The organism is Mycolicibacterium chlorophenolicum (genome assembly GCF_001044235.1).
In the GTDB taxonomy this organism is placed as follows: domain Bacteria; phylum Actinomycetota; class Actinomycetes; order Mycobacteriales; family Mycobacteriaceae; genus Mycobacterium; species Mycobacterium chlorophenolicum.
Window position 1 is genome coordinate 1 of the sequence record NZ_JYNL01000002.1, and the last position, 16,995, is coordinate 16,995.

Consider the following 16,995-nt stretch of genomic DNA (forward strand, 5'->3'; position numbering starts at 1 on the left):
CTGCAGATACCTATAGCCCTCGCCACTCGGCAGTGACCACCGAGACCAAGGGCGTGATTAGCCGGTGCCAGGTGGGTCCCAGTCAGGCCGTCATCGTGGTCCCAGATCGGGTTGACACAGCCACGTGGCCGGTTACCGAGCTGTTAACGACACGACCAGTAGCGTGCTGAGATCTGGGCAACTCGCTGAGTAGGCGATGTTTCGCCGCTTCCACGGGATGCCGTAATCGGCACATTGCGACGCCCGCGGCAGCTACGAACCTGTCATCTGTCCACTTGTTCATCTAGACAGGTGGATAGGTCAGCAATCCGTTGACAGCCGGCAAGCCGCCATGGCTGTGGTGGCATGCCGTGCGGAACATCGAGGAGACAATGCCGTGACCACATCGGAGTCCACCAACAAGGACACCATTCGAAGCTTCGCCCAATTCCGCCGGAGTGTCTCGCAGGCGGACAAGCGATCACTGGCCGGCATGTTCGGGTTCATCATCCTTCTGCACTTGGTCGGATTTGGCATGCTTTTCGCCTTCGTTGCCCCCCACAACTACCACCTAGGCGGTGATCACCCCGTCTTCACCATCGGCGTGGGAATCTTGGCCTACACCTTCGGGCTTCGCCATGCCTTCGATGCCGATCACATCGCCGCGGTCGACAACACCACCCGCAAGCTGATCGCCGACAACCTGGAAAACCACATCGACCGCAAGCCCCTATCCGTCGGATTCTGGTTCTCGCTGGGGCACTCCACCATCGTGTTTGGGCTGGCGTTTCTGCTGGCCGTGGGTGTGCGCGCCCTCGTCGGCCCCGTCGAAGACGACCAGTCCCCGCTGCACACCATCACCGGCATGATCGGCCCCTCGGTCTCCGGGGTGTTTCTGTGGATCATCGGCATCCTGAATCTCGTCGCCCTCCTCGGCATCATCAAGGTGTTCCGCGAGCTGCGACAAGGCCGCTATGACGAAGATGCTCTCGAAAAACACTTGAACTCACGCGGATTCATGAACCGCTTCCTCGGCGGGCTGACCAAGTCGGTCACCAAACCGTGGCACATCTACCCGATCGGCGTGCTCTTCGGACTCGGGTTCGACACCGCCACCGAGGTCGGGCTCCTCGTTCTGGCCGGCGGCGCGGCGGCCTTCAATCTGCCGTTCTACGCCATCCTGGTCCTGCCGGTCTTGTTCGCCGCCGGAATGTGCCTGATGGACACCAGCGACGGCGTGTTCATGAACTATGCCTACGGCTGGGCCTTCGCCAAGCCCGTTCGCAAAATCTTCTACAACATGACGATCACGACGTTGTCGGTCGCCGTCGCGCTCATCATCGGCACCATTGAACTGGTCGGCGTCCTCGCCGACCGACTGCACATCGAATCCGGGCCGTTGGCGGCGATCGCGAACATCAACCTCGACTATGTCGGCTACATCATCGTCGCCCTGTTCGTCATCTCCTGGTTCATCGCCCTCACCGTTTGGCGATTCGGCCGCATCGAACAACGCTGGTCCACAAACCTCGCCAATTGACCCCCGAAACGGCGGCTACTCTCCACCTGCAACCCGGATCGAACACTTCTCACCCACCACCGTGAGGCGCCCCCTTCTTCCTTCAAAGCCGGTGCCAGACAACACTTTTCGTGGCCAGTGTCGTCCCTTCTGCCGTCAGGCCGCGGCGTTATTGCTCCTTCTTGTCTTCATACGGGTGCGATCGCGGCGCGACGTTCGTTCCGGATCGCTCCACAGAACCGTGGCTGGCCCAGAGCGTGGCCACCGGCGCGGTGCCGGCTCTCGATCCGGTTAGGGGCCGGGCCAGGATGGCGGTGAGAGCAGCGCGTAGTTGCTCGCCGGCGTATGCAGGCAGTGCGTCGGTTCGCCAGGCCACGAAATCATCGGGACGGACCAACAGCGCACCGTCGGACTCGATTTGGGTGCTGGTAGCCCACTGGTCCTCGGAATCGATTACATCGCCTCGGGAGCCGACGCGGTAGACGTTGATCGGTATGCCCAGTGCGCGGGCCGTTGATCGCGCGGCCGAGATCCACGCGGACCCGTGATCCGTTGCGAATAACGTGAATTGGGATCCGATCAGGTCCAGCGTCGAGACGCGCCGGCCCTGATGGTGCACCCAGGCATGCGGTACCCGAGTTCCAGGTTGGCCGCGGAGCTCGTCGACGACGAGTGCGGCTTCCGAGCCGGCCGGGGAGCGGTTGGTGGTCACCACCGCGGCCGACTGGTAGCGGTACCCGGCGATCACCGCAAACATGGGTGCCTCTTGCTCGTCCCGTAGCGCCGGCGTTTTCTCGTCTAGATGCAGCATCGCCAGCGGCGGCCCGGTCAATGATTGGCGCGCGCTGAACACTCCCACTGGGTGACGCTCGTCGTGATAGGTGCCGAGCAGTTCAGGACCGGCCACCTTGTGGAGCACAGCAGCGATTTTCCAAGCGAGGTTGTGCGCGCTCTGAATGGCCGCGTTGGCCCCGCCGGCCTTAAACGGTGGCATCGTGTGCGCGGCGTCGCCGACGAGAAACACTCGCTGAGTTTGGAATTGGTCGGCCACCTGCTCGTAGGGCTGCCACGGCGCGACGTCGACGATGTCCACTTCGATGTGCTCACCGACTGCGGCCACGATCAACCCGCGGCAGCGGTCATGCGTGAACTGCGCAACTGTCTCGCCTCGACTGGGAAAATAGGTGGTGACGAAGAGGGAAAGATCGCCCTGCACGCCGATGAAGATGCCGTCGACGAGATCGTTCTTGACCTGGATGGCGTCGCCTTCGGCGAGGTGGGGCACGAAGTGGCGCCAGGGCGCGCGGAAGTAGATGAATACCACGTAGATCGGTAGGGCCCCGTACCCGGATGCTGATACCCCCAGTGTCTGGCGGGTCTGGCCATGCACACCGTCGGCGGCCAGCAGATACCGGGCACGCACGACCTGGGACCGATCGGAATCCAGGGTTCGCACTTCGGCGGTGACAGCGGACTCGTCTTGGGTGAAGGTGACCAGCTCTGTGCCGTATCGCACGTCGCTGCCGTGGTCGCGGGTGAAGCCCACCAGGATCGGCTCAAGTTTGGATTGCGGGCAGTACTGCACTGGCGGCTCGGGGCTGAGTGTGTCGAATCCGGAGAAAACGGCATCGATATCCACGCCGAGTCGTTCCTCGCTGCTGTTGAGTGCGGGTTTGACGACGCTGTCCGAAACCCGGTCAGCCACAGCGTGGATTTGATTGCCTAAGCCCAATCCACGCAGAATCTCCAAAGTTCGGAAACTCAGGTTGCGTGCCTTCGGGTAGATGAATAACTCGCGGCGTTTTTCCACCAGCAGGGAGCTGATCCCATGCCGGGCCAGAAGCGCCGAGGCCGTCAGCCCGGCGGCTCCCGCACCGACAATCAACACGGGAACGTCGATGACGTTTGCGGTGGCCTGTCGCTCAACCATCACACCGGTCCTTTCGTTCATGCCTCGGACCCGGGCGGCGAGCGGACGATTTCTGCTGCCACCAGGAACCACACTCTAGTAGACGGAACTGGATAGTTCCGCTTAACGGAGTGGAGCAGACGTTGACCAAAGGCGGAAGAGCACAGTGGAGGGCCTCAACCAGCCGAGGTAGTGTCGATCGCCCCGGCCGTCGCTGTGGGCAGAAGGAATTCTTCAAGGATTCGGCGGGCGAATAGGCGGTCAACTGGTCGTCCTGTGATCACCCGCAGAAGATTCAGGCCCACCGCGGCGTCAGCTATCAGCGACAGGTTGCGGCCAGCAGGAACTTCGCCCCGGGCGACAGCGCGATCGAGCACCACGCCGATGATGCGCCGCGGCACAGACAACACGAGGTCGTCGAGGGCCGCGGCAAGAACCACGTCGTGCACGGCCGCTGTCGCTACCCCGACGACCACTGTGATAGTGCTCAAATCCGATGCGCTGTAGTCCGGTACGTCCGTCACCAGTGCGGCGATATCCCCGCGCAGGCTGCCGGTGTCGGGCGGCTCGACGGGACCGTGGCGGGTTCTCCAGTGCGCAATAGCCTCGGCTACGACCGCAGGCTTGGACGACCACCGACGATAGATCGCGGCCTTGCCTACTTTTGCGCGCGAGGCGATGTCATCCATTGTCATCCGCTCGTAACCCTGCGCACCCAGCTCAGCCAGCACCGCATCCAAGATCGCGCCATCAAGGCTGGGATCAAAACGCCGACGCCTGCTGGCGGACCGTTGAGCCGTGGCCGGCATTCGGGGGCGGTCAATTTCGGATGGTATCTCGTGCTCCTTTTGGCGATACGGGTCGGTTTCGTTGAATCTAGCCCGAGACCGCCCGGCGTACTAGTGTGCGACACGCGTCCGCACCAGACCCTGCGCCCTTGCCTCGCCGCAGCAATCCGATGAATTCCTGACGAGCCGCTCGGAAGCGTCCAGCTGCGTGGCGGCTATCGCACGCAGCCGTCGCAGTGGATCGTGTGCCCGGGGTTGGCGTGCCACGACCTTTCGACACACCGGAGATTAGGTGGACGGTACCGCGCGCGGGGTGCGTCGAGGCCAGCCAGGAGAAAGACCCCTCGGCGAGGGGGGTAGCTACACTATTCCAGTGCCTTGGCTGCGGTGTTTCGGCTCGCAATGAGGCCGGGCCGCGGGTGTTGACGCGTATGCCAGCGTGATCGTAGCTAAATTGTATCGTCGAGATCTGTTGTGCACCAACTGTATTGAGAGTCCAGCGCGAACATCGATCATTTCCGCGCCAACGTGTAATCATCACGCACGAGTGGAGGGAGGTAGATCAAGCTGCAGGAGTGCCACCGCAGACCGACTGGCTGCTATCTCGGAACATCTTTACGCAGTCTCAGGATGCTCGCAGAAGCCATGGCGCCCAGCGGATTCACCATTTACGCGATCGGAGATCAGACCGGCGCATATTGATCCGTATTGGTCTCGATGGCGGCAGCCGATGGTGGGTGGCCTGACCGTCCGAGGAATGCCCATGTGGCGTTCACCAAGGCTTGGGTGGACAGCCCGTATTTCTCAAACAGGAAGGGCGCCGATAGCGATCCCTCGGCGAAGGTGTCTGCCAAGCCAATCCGCTTGAGCGGGCGGCCTAGTCCCGCTTCGGCCAGCACCTCGGCCACTGCGGATCCTAGTCCCCCGATCACGGTGTGATTCTCCGCGGTGATCACGACGCGTGCATGTTGCGCTGCATCCAGGACCGTGGCGGCATCGAGGGGCTTGATGACCGGTACGTTAACGACGGACACGCCTATCCCGGCGGCCGCCAGCGTTGTTGCCGCTGCGAGGGCGGCGGCCAGCATCATGCCGCTTGCGAATAGTGCCACGTCGTCACCGTCGGTCACGATGTTGGCGTGGGTCAGAGACAGTTGGTGATCGTCGTTGAAGATGACCGGGATGTCGCCTCGTTTGAGTCGGACGTACACCGGTCCGGGCACGTCGACGATGGCTGCCGGGATCTGGCCGACCTCTACTGCGTCGGCGACGTCGATGACGGTCAGGTTTGGTAGCGCCCGCATCAATGCCACATCGTCAGTGGCTTGATGGCTCGGGCCGCCGGGTGTCGAAACCCCGGGCATGAATCCGATGATCCGCACCGGCAGGTTCGGGTAGGCGATGGCATTTGCGATCTGGTCGTATGGACGGCGGGTGGCGAAGACGCCGAAGGTGTGGACGAATGGGATGTGCCCGCACCGCGCTAAGGCGGCTGCCATGCCCATCATGTTGGCCTCAGCCATGCCGGCGTGGATGAAGCGGTCGGGATACGTGTCTTGGAATAGGTCGATCTCGCATTGCTTCGTGAGATCGCCACTGAGACAGAGGATCTCCTCGCGCTGGCTGGCCAGCGCCACTAGGGCTGTCCCGTACGGTTTGGTTTGTACCGGATATGGCGGTTTACGCACGCTGTTCCTTCAGGCGGGATTCGAGTTCGACGACTGCTGTGTCGGCTAATGCGGGCGGCAGTTTGATGAAGTGACCGTCGGCGCTTTCGGGTAGGCATGTGAGCCCGTGCAGGGTTGACGTCCGACAAATCAGGATCGAGGGGCGCGCGGTGTCGGTTTTGGCCTCCGCTAACGCGGTCATAATCGCGTGGACGTCATGACCGTCAAGGTCAATGGCGTGCCATCCGAATGCCTGCCACTTGGCTGCGATCGGCTCGAGGGTGGTGATCGAGTCGACGGGACCGTCGACTTGGGAGTTGTTCGCATCCAGGGTGACGATCAACGATCCGAGTCGGTGGTGTGCGGCGAAGAGGGCGGCTTCCCATATCTGTCCTTCTTCGAGTTCGCCGTCGCTGATCATCGCGTAGGTGAACGCGTCGTGGTTGCGCAGCTGATCAGACAGCGCGAAACCGACTGCTGCAGACAGGCCTTGGCCCAGCGACCCGCAGGTGTAGTCGACCACCGGCGAGCGTTCGGTACCGATCGCCTCGATCGGTGACTCATTCTTGCCGTACTGGGTAATCGCGTCGGTGCCCAACAATCCGAGCGCGACGGCAGCAGCGAAGGGGCCGATGATGTAGTGCCCTGGCGAGCAGACCAGCCGATCGGTTCCCAGACGTAGAGTGGCGAACAGGCCGGCGACCTGTTCGGCGCTCGATAAGGCCTGTCCGAGATAGCCAAATCCTTGCGGTGCGATCATCTGCACTGCGCGCAACCGGATCTCGGTGGCTAAGGCCTCAGGCGAGGCGACAACAGGTGCGGGTACTGCCTGCGATGTTCCTACGGGCATTGTCAGTGTGTCCTTGGGTGTTGAGAGCTTTCTGCGGACTTGTCGCCGTTGATAGCGGGACGCACCGAAAAGGATTGTTAGCTCTTTCCGGTTATGGCGGCACACCCGGCGCGCCCGCCTCGACGCTCCAGCGGGCAATCGCTCCAGCGGGCAATACTGATCGCCGCTGCCATTGCTTCCAATACGGTGTGCCCTTCACCGAGAGTCCTGGTGCCGCCTGGAAATCAGCGGCTCGACAGCGTGCTCCTGCACCCCGACGGTAGTCATCTACTCGCTACGTTCGCAGAGCCATCTGCACAACACCATGTTCTGATCGATCAAGAATCTGTTCTGGGTCTGTGCTTCATCGCAGCCGACTGCATCAACGGCACTTGGACTGTGCAGAGGCGACAACGAACTATTCACTCTGCACGTTCCCGGGTCGACCCCACGGCGCTCGTCGTAGCGCAACGCCCCCACACCCGGAACTTGTTGGCAAGGATGGTAGTCGCATGGCGTCACCGGCTGCGAGTTGGTGCCATGACGTTATAACATCACATACGTGGCGTACAAGGAGCGATGAGGCATGACGCGCCAGTCAGTCGAAGCTCGACCATGCACCGATCCTGATTGCGGCGCAAAGCATACGTTAGGCGAGCGGGTGGCACTAGCCATATCCCTCTGCGATGCCCGCGGTGTGCGCCTCACGCCGGTTCGGCGCACCGTTCTGGAGCTGCTTTGGGAAGCCGCTCGGCCAATGGGCGCCTACGAGTTGATCGAAGCGCTGAGGAGCAGGGATTCTCGCCCGGTTGGACCGCCTACCGTATATCGGGCCCTCGAGTTCCTGATGGCGCAGGGGTTGGCTACGCGAATCGAAAGTCGAAATGCCTACGTTCCCCGGGTTCATCCGGACCGCCCAAGCAGGCTGGTCTTCTTCATCTGCTGCGACTGTGGTGGGTCGACCGAGTTTTCGGATCCCAGGATTGAGGCGCTACTCGCGCAAGACGCGGCAGCACTGCGTTATCGCGTCATGCGTCGTGTCGTCGAGGTAGAAGGAACCTGCGCGAATTGTGTAGGAACTCAAACATGAACGCGCGCTCCTAGACGAGGCGAGAGTGGAGCGGGTGACCTAGCGCGCCACGACTTTCCGTTGCGTGGACGCTCCGCCCACAGGGACAGCGAGTTGTCGAGAACCGACCTGACAGCCCGTCGCCGAGGTACACATTGCCGTACACGTAATGTAATGATATAACGTTTCAGACGGTATGGTCGCTTCATCCTCTGTTGTGCTAAGTCATAAGTCCCGCAAGACAATCAGTGTCAAGGGGCTGTACATCCCGCATGGAGTCCTAACTATGAGACGCGAGAACGTTACGTTCAGCAGCGATGGCTTGAAACTCAAGGGGCATTTCTATCTGCCAGAGGAGGGCACGGCCCCATATCCGGTGGTCGTGATGGCTGGCGGTTGGTGTTACGTCAAAGAGTTGATACAACCGGATTATGCGAAGTTCTTCGCGGACTCAGGCGTTGCCGTGCTCACCTTTGACTACCGAAATCTCGGAGAGAGCGAGGGCGAGCCGCGCCAGCACATCAATCCATGGGAGCAGATCTACGACATCATTAACGCCATAACGTATGTGAGCTTGCGCGAAGACGTTGATCCGCACCGCGTCGGTGTGTGGGGAATCAGTTATGCCGGTGGACACGTGTTCCCGGTTGCGGCTCTCGACCCGCGCGTCAAGACGATCTTCAGCATAGTGCCCGTACTCGACGGCTGGTACAACTCGCTACGTGCCAATTCGAATGTGGGCCTGCGTGCGCTTTGGGAGCTCATTGAGAAGGACCGCTTCGAGCGTTTCAAGACCGGAAAGCACGGCACGATCGCGCATTCAGCGCATCCGCACGATAAGCCGTCCACGTTTCCGGCGCCAGAAACGTGGCCCGTCTTCAAACGGTTTAAGGAAACCGTCGCGCCGAATCATGAACACTGGACGACGATTCAGAGTTGCGAGTACGTGCTGAGTTATGACGTCACACCGTATATGAAGCGCATCATCCATCAACCGACCTTGATGGTGACTTCTTGGTACGACGACATCACGATGACGGAGTTCGAAGTGCCGGCGTTCCATACGATTCCGAGCCCGCGCAAGGAACTCGTCCAGATCGGTGACGGAGCGTCTCATATGTCTTTGTACGACAATCCTGATCACCTGCGGCTGGTCGGAGCGGCGTGTGCCGAGTTCGCTGCGAAATATCTTTAGCTACGCCATCCCCGATTCCACTAAATTGGTCAGCGGCTCGAACCTGGGTGCCCCGCAGTGCCACTTCAAGATCAACGACCCGCACAGCAGGCTGCATCAACCAGATGTTGGTCAGCTTTCGCTACGTCCGCAGAGCCGCGGGCACATTGTTATGTTCTGAGCGATCAACTCGTCTGATCACTTTTCATCGTTCTCCATAGCCGCTGAGGGGCTGCTTCTGGTGCTGATATCGACAGCGAACCGTTCACATTGCGCGGTCGGCAGATTGAGTGTTGTGGGAGCACCCGGCGCCTCGATGAAGTAACCGGCGTGTTACTCACAGTGCGGATGCACTCTCAAGCGCAACGCAGCACGCCGGCGAAACTACATTCCAACGGCGTGCAGTGGGATTTAGTGCGGTGGATTCGCTTGGCCGCCATCACGGGTCGCGTGAAGCATGTTGGGGTGCATGAATTTCAACCAGGAGTAGGAATGCTCGGCTGATGGTGTGTTGTCCAGGATGAATGTTCGGTCGGTGCGGTGGACGCGCGCGATGGTGCCTAACCATGTGGCCAGCGTGCTGATGCGGTTTTCCAATCCGGAGAGAAATGCGATGTGGATGAATCCCCAGGCCAGCCAGCCGATGACTCCGGCGAGCTTGACCGGGCCGACCTGTAGCAGGGCGTGTCCACGACTGATGTAGGCCGCAGAGCCGGCGTCGCGGTATCGATAGGGCCTACGAGGCTTGCCGGCGAGATCGTGGCGAACGCAGGCGGCCGCATGGAGCCCGCCTTGCATGGCGTTCTCGGCCACACCGGGAAGGTTGTCGCGGCCGGCGAGGTCACCGATGACGAAGATGTCTGGATGCCCGGGCACGGACAGGTCGGGTTCGACCGCGATGCGTCCGGCACGGTCGGAGTTGGCATCGAGCACTTTCGCGATCCGCCGCGCGAAGGGCACTGCTTCCACGCCGGCCGTCCACAGCACGGTCCTGGTCGCGAAGTCCTCGGGCGAGCCGCCGGCCTTGGGAGTGACAGTCACGCGGTCATGTCGCACGTCGGTGACATGGACCCCCAGATGCAGCTCGACACCCAGTTTCTGGAGGACTTTGGTTGCTTTGTCGGTGAGCTCGGGCGCGAAGGTGCCCAAAACGCAGCTTCCACCGTCGAAGAGCAGCACTCGCGCGTCTTCGGGCTCGATGCTGTGGAATTCATGGGCTAAGGCTCGGGTAGCCATTTCCCGGATCTGCCCGGCCAACTCAACACCGGTGGGTCCGCCGCCGGCGATTGCGAAGGTGAGCCATGCGTCGCGCTCTGGTCCCGGGGGGAGGGTCTCGGCAATCTCGAATGCGCCGAACAGCCTGCGGCGCACGTTCAGCGCGTCATCGAGAGTCTTCATCCCTGGCGCCCAGTGCGCGAATTCCTCATGGCCCAAGTAGGACTGACGCATTCCGGCGGCGATGATGAGTACGTCGTAGCGGAGGGTGAAGGTGGATTCGTCGGGGCGGCGGGCGATGACCTGGCGCGCGTCGGGATCGAGGTCGACTGCTTCGCCGAGCAATGTGGTGACGTTGGCGTGGCGCGCGAGTTCTTCGCGCAGTGGGCGGCTGATCTGCCCGGTGCTCAGCTTTCCGGCGGCGCACTGGTAGAGCAGCGGTTGGAAGACGTGGCTGGCGCCGCGATCAAGGAGTGTGACCTCGACGTCGGCACGCCCGAGCCGGCGCGCGCAGAACAGCCCGCCGAATCCGCCTCCGATAATTAACACCCTTTTTCGGCCATAACCCATTACGACGCCCTTTTTCACGGTCGAGCACATCATCTACGGTGTATCGGCTCCAGTATCCGGTCGGCGCGTTATTGCTCCGAGAACTCCTTCACGGCAGCCGCCGACGTCGCAGGGGGCGTACCGGGCTGATAGTGGAGGTCAGACGAGCGGAGATGGCGAGACAAGCCGCATGCTGGTGAACACGCTATGCGCAGCGGAAATGATGCCTGTGTGGACCGACGAGGCTCCCCACGCTGGGCGGTAAGACCGTGCGCTGCAGGCTCTTTCGCATCGTCAGCAGTGGTGCTGCTTGACTTGAAGCCAATCAGGACTGACTTGCTGTGGTAGTTGTACCGCGTCGGCATGGGCTTAGTTTCAGACAACGGACGAATTGCGCCGTGCTGGTGAGCCGGTCGATCGACCGGCATCAGTGGTGGAAGGCCGCCGCTGCGGATGGCCCGTCAGCGGCAGTTCTGAACCTGGCGGTTGGAGGACCTCCTGGGTGTGACGGTGAGATATTGCTTTCTATCGATACTTTCGCCGTCGACGCGGCACCGATCGTGGGTCGTTGTGGCCCGCCGCTTCGAGTGCGCGCGGCTCTCAGACGAGAGGGTTGACTTTGATCGTGGCTCGAATCGAAGTCTCCTTATGGGCTTCAACAAGAAGTTTGTGGCCGATAGACTCCTGGTCTCCCCAGATGATCGTCACTTCGTCGCCATCGATCGCATCGTCGTCGTCAATCACGCCGATCGACGCCCACGCTCCGTGACCGACGGTGTAGGCATTCCACGCTGAGAAGCCGACCGTGCGATTATTTTTCAGGATTCTGTCGTAGGTTGATACCGAGTAGATCGCCGAGGGCATGTCGACGAACTTGGCGCGGTCCGCGCCGCCCCATAAGCTACTCCGAACGATGTTCACAAGGTCGTCTTCGTTCCAAACGAGCCATACCTTTTTCTTGTGCTTCCCGTCGGCGATTCTGAGAAGTGCGTCTTTGCCGTGAAAGTCGTGGTTGAAGTCTATGAGACGCCCGTAGCCGATATCGTAGGGCGTTACATAATAGTCTTCGATGTTGTTCGAGTGCAGGCTTCCCCCGAGTGAATAGTGAGCTTCCAAACCGGCTGCGGGCAACCATTCGCGGTAGTTCTTGAGTTCTTCCCCGGTGTAGATGGCTGGAATGGGCAGTGCGAGCCACCCCGATTCGACCGCTGTGGTCGGGTACGACAGCCGTCCTCCCATCCGGAGTCCGAAGTCTTCGCCAGCGGCTTGGAGTGCAGCCAGTACCTTTGGTCCTTCGTCGGCGGGCCCGGTCATTTCCAGGCCTGTCATCTCGCGGCCCGGAACACCGCTCATCGTGTGATTCAGGGCGCGCACTTTCGTGCCGGCGATGACGATCTCGCCAATGTTGAAGAATTTGATGCGATCGATCGGGCCGCCGGCTGCTTTCTCTACTACTTTGAGTGCGTTGGGTCCCTGAATTTGGTATCGGAAAAGCAATCTCGGATTGGGGTTGAAGGGCGTCGCGTTGTCGCGAACTACGGTGACGTGATAATCGCCCGTTTCGGCACGATATTGCATGTAATTGCCCGCTATCGGCGTCCCCACGAGGCTGTACTCGTCCTCTTCTATTCCGAACAGAATCGCATCGCCGATGAACATGCCCTCGTGGTTTACTGCGACGAACTGCTTAGCTTTGTTACGCCCGAATTTGGAGAAGTTGTTGACGCCAAAATCGGAGAACAGGCGTTTGACATCTGGGCCTTTGAAATAGATATCGAACATATGGAATGACTGATCAAACAGAATAGCTGTTTTTGTCCATGCCTCCTGTTCGTCGCGCCAGTTGCTATATTCGGCCGGCATGGGAAAGACGTAGGGGCCAGCGGGTTCCTGGCGGAGCATGAGAGCTGGGTTCCCACCGGAGGAGTTGATCTTCGCCTCAAGGGACTCGAAATGGGTCATGTCACTTCCTCTTTCGTTTTATTTGCGCGCCGAAGAGCTGTTGCGGCCCCATGTCACTGCGACGTGGAGGCCAATGGGGCGTCGGCTGGTACGGTCGATGTGTTGAATGACACTCCGTTCCAGTAGCGGGTGCCGGCGACCAGCAGCTCATCGGCTGGGAAACGGGTGATGACGCGGGCGCCGTCGGCTGTGACGACGACCTCTTCTTCGATGCGGGCCGCCGAGGCGCCATCAGCGGTGTGCCAGTATGTTTCCAGGGCGAAGACCATGCTCTCCTCGATCTCCACCGGGTGTTCGAGCGAGTGGTAGCGGCTGATCAATGGGTACTCCCACAAGCCGAGGCCGATGCCGTGGCAGTACTGCAGGCCGAAGGCCTCCTCCTCGTTGGCGTATCCCAGGTCGGTCGCGGAGGGAAAGGCCCGGGCGATGTCGGCACTGCTGGCTCCTGGTCGGACCTCGGCGATGGCGGCATCGATCGCCTCGCGGGCACGGGTGTAAGCATCGCGCTGGGCGCTGTTGGCGCTACCGACATTGAGAGTGCGGTAATAGCAAGTGCGATAACCCATATACGAGTGGATGATGTCGAAGTAGGCGGTGTCGCCGGGGCGCATCATGCGGTCGCTGAACACGTGCGGATGCGGGCTGCAGCGCTCACCGGAGATGGCGTTGACCGCTTCGACCTCCTCGGAGCCGAGTTCGTAGAGGACTCGGTTCACCAGGGCGACAGTTTCGTTCTCTTTCATCCCGACGTGCAGGGCGCGATAGAGCTCGTCGTATGCCGCGTCGACCATGCCGGCGGCATGGTCGAGCAGAGCGATCTCGTCGACGGTCTTGATCCGGCGCGTCCACACCATGAATTGTTGGCCATTGACAATGTGCAGGCCTTCAGCTTCCAGAGCACGGAGCACTGGGATTTCGACGATGTCGACGCCGATCGGCTCGCCAGCAAGGCCGTTGTCCCGCAAGAGGTCTGCGATCTTCTTGGCGTTGCCGCGCTCGATCCCCACCGTTTCAGGGATCGCTCCACGCCAGCTCGAGACCCCAGCGCGCCAGGTGTCCTCACCGAACCAGGGAGCATGCATCTTGTGCTGCCGGGCGGCCGAGCCGATATCCCACATCACCGGATCACGGCCACGCATGATGAGCGCGCAGCGGAACAGCTTGTCGCGGGCCCAGTTTCCGATGTGGGTTGCCGTTGTATAGCGAATGTTGTTCATGTCGAAGAGGATCAAGGCACCCAAGTCGGACTTGGCCAACTCGTCTTGGACGCGTCGGTAGCGTTCTGTCCGAAGCCGGTCGAAGTCGACCCGTGTCTCCCAATCCACCCCCATCGAAGCGCCGGGGGAAGCTACAGCGGCCGCGTTGACTTGTGCTGTCATCGTTGACTCTCCTTCGCTCATAGTCCCGCAGCTACGCGGGTAAATCGTCGCGTTGAATTCACCGGGTGTGATCCGTTGACGGGCCGTGGATCTGGAATCGCCGCCGCGACACCATCAAAGGCTCATCATCTCCCGGATGACGTCGGTGGTTTCCTTGGCACTTTCGACTGTCCAGAAATGGCCGCCTGGGACGAATCGCACGTCGACACGTTCTGCGTTGGGGATGTATTGGCGAGCATCGGTGTAGAACTCGCGTGGTTGGCTCCGGGAGTCCGCCCCTTGCATGATGGTGATGGGACAGCGCCATGCCCCCATGAGCGTGGTCCTGCGCTCGATCCATTCCTTTCGGAATGTCGATGACAAGAAGTACCGTGGCACCGCCTTGTTTGTGTCCGCGTAGCAGAATTCCTGGATGATGCGTCGCATGTCGTCATCAGGAACGGCGAGGTTTCCGACGAAGGTGTAAACCCAAATGACGAAGCGCTTGGGATCGGCCATCAGCCCTGACCACGGGGCGTCGGCGAAGAGCACATCTTGAGGCCCGAGGACCGGGTTGAAGTGGTACAACGGCTGCTCGCCTCGACCGTAGCGCAGTACGCGATCCGGGTAGCGGGCCGCGATGTAGTCGCCCTGGACCGTTCCCCGATCGTGGGTAACGAGATTGAATGAATCTATGCCGATCTCGTCCAACAGCGCGACCAGCTGCTCGGCAGCGCCACTGTGCCGGTAGTCGCCTCGGACCTTGCTCGACTGCCCGTAGCCTTTGAGATCGACTGCGATGCACCGAAACTCAGACGACAGATCTGCCATCTGGTGATACCACTGGAACCACGAATCGGGAATCCCATGCAGGAAAACGATCGGCTCCCCTTCCCCAGCCTCGACGTAGTGCCATTTGATAAGTTCGTGATCCCCGGGCGCCTGCACGAATCGGTGGGTGAATCGTCTGCCGTCTAAGATCTCGACGTCCCCGTCGTTGTCCGGCTCGCGTGGCTGGACGTCGGCGAATCTGAGCAGCCGGCGGTCTACCTCGTCATCGCTGGGTACAAAGCGCTCGAGCGCCAGACGCGCACGCTCGGGAAGCTCTGTGTAGGACCACCCTGTCCCGTCATCAGGCAGACACTTCAGATCTTCAGTCACCGACCACACTCCTGCAGACGTAGAGGACGCGCCAGCTGTTGCGTCATGACCGGGCCTGTCGCACCGATGGTGGGCGTGAGGCACCAGGCTTCGGCGCCACCGGCCGGGTACATCAGTTGATCGGTGGATATCGGATCAGCCCTGTCAAGGCGATAGCTCGACCGAATACCTCCCGGCATTGGCTCTGTCGAATCGGTCATGGCGGGGCGTGAATGGTCACGCGTTGACGTTGGCACTCAGGGGTTCTCCTGTGGGTGACAGATCACGATCGCCGCGAGAACGCTCGCGCGGCCAACTGCGAGTGTTGGCCGAGTGCGCGACATCTACCATGGTCGTCACGGCCAACAAGGTGGGCCGGAGTGTGCATGACGGCTTGGGGCCGCCGCCGCACTCGACAACGATGTGCTCTGTGCACAGCGATTAGGGCGGCGCGCACATGGCATTGCGGTGTGTGGTCAATGTCGCCGCTGGCCTCGTACGCTGTTGGTCTATGTCACAGTGGCGTGATTGCCGATGAGGCATCACTGGATCGAACAGCTCCATACGCCGCACACCGTGTCGGCAAGTACCTCCGCGGCTCGACGTCAGGCGGTTGCTCAGGTGATCGGCGAGTCGGCGACTCGGTGGGGTGTCGCAGCGAGTCGGCGGATGTGCGCATACATTCTCGACTCCTTAGCCGATTGGCCCGGTGAGCGCTCTGATGAAGAGATCGAGGTGTTGCACCGGGCCAACGAAGCCAGCACCCTCGACACGCTAGTGGCGCTTCGCACCGAAGACCATGGGTGCCTGCTTCGCTCCTCTGAACCAATCGAGACGATCGCGTTCTACGCTCACCGTGGTAAGGCGCTTGAGGAGATCATCCTCAATATCCACGCCGGGCAAGAATTCATGGCTCAGGAGCTGATACTGGCCATCGAGAACGTCGTTCCCGAGGACGAGCGGATCACCTTGATTCGGGAAGCCACTCGGGATCTATTTCTTAGTTGGTCACGGTTTTCCCACTACGTGACCACGCAATATGCGCTCGAACGCGAGCGCTGGATCTCCAGCCTGGAAGGCGCGCGGGCCGACGTCGTACGGCGGCTTCTCACCGGCCAGCACAATGGCAGCGCCACGGAGATGAGCCGTCTCGCCTACGCGCTTGATCAGCCTCACACGGCGCTGGTGTTGTGGCTTGAAGGCCTCGATCACGACACGGCGCGGATGTTCGACTTCGCCACGCTGGCCAAGGAGCTTGCCCTGGCTTGTGGGTCCTCGGTAGCCCCACTGGTTGTCGCGGACCGTCTCGGCGGCGCGGAAGTGTGGATCGGTAGTTGCGGACGCAACGGGCTGGCCGCCCTGAGGGACAACCCCAGCTTGCCGGCGCACCTGAGGATCGCTGCGGGGTCTGCCGCGCCTGGCCTCGAGGGCTTCCGGTTGTCGCACACTCAGGCGCAGGCAGCCAGGCGGGTAGCGCGATTCGCCGAGGACAGCGAACCGATCATCGAGTACCGCGACGTCGAGCTCGTCTCGCTGTTGACCGCCGATCTCGACCGAGCTCGCGCCTTTGTGCACTCCGTCATCGGCCCCCTGTGTGGCAATGACAGTAAGTCCATTGCACTGCGAAAGACGCTGGCAGCGTGGATCGACGCCTCCAGGAGCACGACGAGCACTGCCGAGGCGCTGTTCACCCACCGCAATACCGTCAGCTATCGGTTACGCCAGGTCGATGAGTTGCTCGGTACTGGCCGCCGTGATGCCACCCGGATCCGGTGTGCACTGGAGATTGCAGCGCGGATGCCGACCGCGGTTATCGACAACGATTGGACCGCTTAAC

12 protein-coding genes are annotated in these 16,995 nt (G+C 61.3%); 4 read left to right on the plus strand and 8 right to left on the minus strand.

The window, feature by feature from the left end; genetic code table 11:
- Nucleotides 1-331 precede the first annotated feature (331 nt).
- Complete coding sequence (gene nicT, locus MCHLDSM_RS00985) at nt 332-1,519, plus strand: Nickel transporter NicT (protein WP_082168621.1); 1,188 nt, start codon at nt 332-334, stop codon at nt 1,517-1,519.
- Between the two features lie 148 nt (nt 1,520-1,667).
- Here the strand turns inward: nicT and MCHLDSM_RS00990 are convergent, their stop codons facing one another.
- The 4 genes from MCHLDSM_RS00990 to MCHLDSM_RS01005 form a co-directional block, all read right to left on the minus strand.
- Complete coding sequence (locus tag MCHLDSM_RS00990) at nt 1,668-3,428, minus strand: FAD-dependent monooxygenase (protein ID WP_082168635.1); 1,761 nt, start codon at nt 3,426-3,428, stop codon at nt 1,668-1,670.
- A 155-nt stretch (nt 3,429-3,583) separates the two neighbouring features.
- Nucleotides 3,584-4,138 carry a TetR/AcrR family transcriptional regulator gene (locus MCHLDSM_RS00995; RefSeq protein WP_234713811.1) on the minus strand — a complete coding sequence of 185 codons (555 nt, stop codon included), beginning with the start codon at nt 4,136-4,138 and terminating at the stop codon, nt 3,584-3,586.
- 740 nt (nt 4,139-4,878) lie between these two features.
- Nucleotides 4,879-5,883, minus strand: a complete 1,005-nt coding sequence (locus MCHLDSM_RS01000) for a transketolase family protein (protein ID WP_048468469.1) — start codon at nt 5,881-5,883, stop codon at nt 4,879-4,881.
- A complete protein-coding gene (locus tag MCHLDSM_RS01005) occupies nt 5,876-6,712 on the minus strand; it encodes a thiamine pyrophosphate-binding protein (RefSeq protein WP_053082792.1) in 837 nt (278 codons plus the stop codon). Before MCHLDSM_RS01005 ends, MCHLDSM_RS01000 begins: the two co-directional genes overlap by 8 nt.
- A gap of 565 nt (nt 6,713-7,277) precedes the next feature.
- Between MCHLDSM_RS01005 and MCHLDSM_RS40280 the strand changes: the two genes are divergently transcribed.
- Both MCHLDSM_RS40280 and MCHLDSM_RS01010 read left to right on the plus strand, forming a co-directional pair.
- On the plus strand, nt 7,278-7,781 hold the full coding sequence (locus tag MCHLDSM_RS40280; RefSeq protein ID WP_082168622.1) for a Fur family transcriptional regulator: 504 nt from the start codon (nt 7,278-7,280) through the stop codon (nt 7,779-7,781).
- Between the two features lie 265 nt (nt 7,782-8,046).
- Nucleotides 8,047-8,955: an alpha/beta hydrolase gene (locus MCHLDSM_RS01010; RefSeq protein ID WP_048468517.1), complete on the plus strand. Its 909-nt coding sequence runs from the start codon at nt 8,047-8,049 to the stop codon at nt 8,953-8,955.
- A 390-nt stretch (nt 8,956-9,345) separates the two neighbouring features.
- Here MCHLDSM_RS01010 and MCHLDSM_RS01015 read toward each other — a convergent pair whose 3' ends face one another.
- From MCHLDSM_RS01015 to MCHLDSM_RS01030, 4 genes are all read right to left on the minus strand, one after another.
- Nucleotides 9,346-10,719, minus strand: a complete 1,374-nt coding sequence (locus MCHLDSM_RS01015; RefSeq protein ID WP_048468470.1) for an NAD(P)/FAD-dependent oxidoreductase — start codon at nt 10,717-10,719, stop codon at nt 9,346-9,348.
- 579 nt (nt 10,720-11,298) lie between these two features.
- On the minus strand, nt 11,299-12,660 hold the full coding sequence (locus MCHLDSM_RS01020) for an aminomethyltransferase family protein (RefSeq protein ID WP_048468471.1): 1,362 nt from the start codon (nt 12,658-12,660) through the stop codon (nt 11,299-11,301).
- 53 nt (nt 12,661-12,713) lie between these two features.
- A complete protein-coding gene (locus MCHLDSM_RS01025) occupies nt 12,714-14,039 on the minus strand; it encodes a M24 family metallopeptidase (RefSeq protein ID WP_234713806.1) in 1,326 nt (441 codons plus the stop codon).
- Nucleotides 14,040-14,153: 114 nt separating this feature from the next.
- Nucleotides 14,154-15,179: an alpha/beta fold hydrolase gene (locus tag MCHLDSM_RS01030; protein ID WP_201780340.1), complete on the minus strand. Its 1,026-nt coding sequence runs from the start codon at nt 15,177-15,179 to the stop codon at nt 14,154-14,156.
- Between the two features lie 648 nt (nt 15,180-15,827).
- Between MCHLDSM_RS01030 and MCHLDSM_RS01035 the strand changes: the two genes are divergently transcribed.
- A complete protein-coding gene (locus MCHLDSM_RS01035) occupies nt 15,828-16,994 on the plus strand; it encodes a PucR family transcriptional regulator (RefSeq protein ID WP_048468473.1) in 1,167 nt (388 codons plus the stop codon).
- The last annotated feature ends 1 nt before the right edge of the window (nt 16,995 follow it).